Below are 1,176 nucleotides of genomic sequence, written 5' to 3'. Positions count from 1 at the left end.
TGGCTCAATCGCAATCGACGGCTTGCCAAGGACTTCGAGCAGACCATCGCATCTGCCAATGCATGGCTGTTCCTCGCCTCGGTCCAACTCCTCGCTCGCCGCGTCGCAAGGCTCGCTAATTCATCTGCTTAGTTTTGAATCGGACACTAAAGGACTGCTGGAAAAGGTCCATTTGTGGCGCTGGTGGCAGCGGATGCAGGATCGTCGACAGATATTTCTCGTAGGCCAAGCCAAGAACATCTGAGTCAATCCAGGCAAAATTGTAGCGGCTTCCTGCAAAAGGCAGGCGGCGAGGCTTATAGAGGTCGCCTATTATGCCGGAAATCACGTGCTTTGGGATGGCGTCCAACTGCACATTGTCGAAAAGCTCGCTACCGATGTACTCTCTCGCGTCCTGAAAGGTCGATATGAGGGCTTCCACATCTAGCGGAGTTTGAGAGGAAATGGCCGGACTCAGCGGCTTCACATTTGGAGCCAGTCGACGATCTTCAATTGTTCGAAGTACGAATAGTTTCGCAAACAGCGTCTGCAGATGTTCGTCTACGCCGGAGTGAGTGCGTGATGATTTCAGCGCCTCATCGCGCCAAGCATCAAGCCGATCAACCAACTCGTCATCCACCGGCTGTAGAAGTTTGGGGTTTGGATAGTGCTCCAACGCGAGCCGATCTGGTTCACCCTCCGCAACCTGCTCTGGCTCAAATGCACTGAGAAATTTGTGTTCTGCTTCCAAGCGATCCCAGGAAACCGTAGGCATCGCAAACCAGTCATCTTGAGCAAGCCAGTGCGAGTTGAAGGCCGTGAGCCCGTGTTCATCTGCAAAAAGCCCCCAGCGAACTGCGGCATGATAGCCGTATAACGCCGCACCGTTCAGAGGGTCCGCCCCGTTCCGGTGTATCGGGGACGCAAAAAGAGCCGCAGGCTGGACGCCCAAGAACCCTCTGCCCACGTCCAGAACAGTCTCGCCTAGCGTTATCCTCCGTTCCCGCACCCGATCGCCGTTCCAGCCGAAAGCAGCGGCAAGCTCCTTAGTGTCTGATCCGAAATTGAGGTGAGTGGTATCAGTGGGTTAGCTTGACAGCCTCGCCGGCCGTTGATTCAGGGGTTTTGCCAAAAACTACCTTGGATCAACGATGTGGACCGATACCACTCGCGCACAGCATGCGCGCACCAGCCTGG

At 55.4% G+C, this 1,176-nt stretch carries 1 protein-coding gene and 1 pseudogene; one reads left to right on the top strand and one right to left on the bottom strand.

What is annotated here, in order from left to right:
• A pseudogene (locus SMD10_RS25380) lies at window positions 1–132 on the top strand (IS5/IS1182 family transposase); the annotation flags it as partial.
• Here the strand turns inward: SMD10_RS25380 and SMD10_RS25375 are convergent.
• Window positions 116–931, bottom strand: a complete 816-nt coding sequence (locus SMD10_RS25375) for a hypothetical protein (RefSeq protein WP_331688498.1) — start codon at window positions 929–931, stop codon at window positions 116–118. The pseudogene SMD10_RS25380 and the gene SMD10_RS25375 sit on opposite strands and share 17 nt — an antisense overlap.
• Between the last annotated feature and the right edge of the window lie 245 nt (window positions 932–1,176).

Source organism: Consotaella aegiceratis, assembly GCF_036541425.1.
Classification (GTDB): domain Bacteria; phylum Pseudomonadota; class Alphaproteobacteria; order Rhizobiales; family Rhizobiaceae; genus Consotaella; species Consotaella aegiceratis.
Note: the sequence above shows the minus strand (reverse complement) of the source record. Positions and strands in the feature narration are given on the sequence as shown.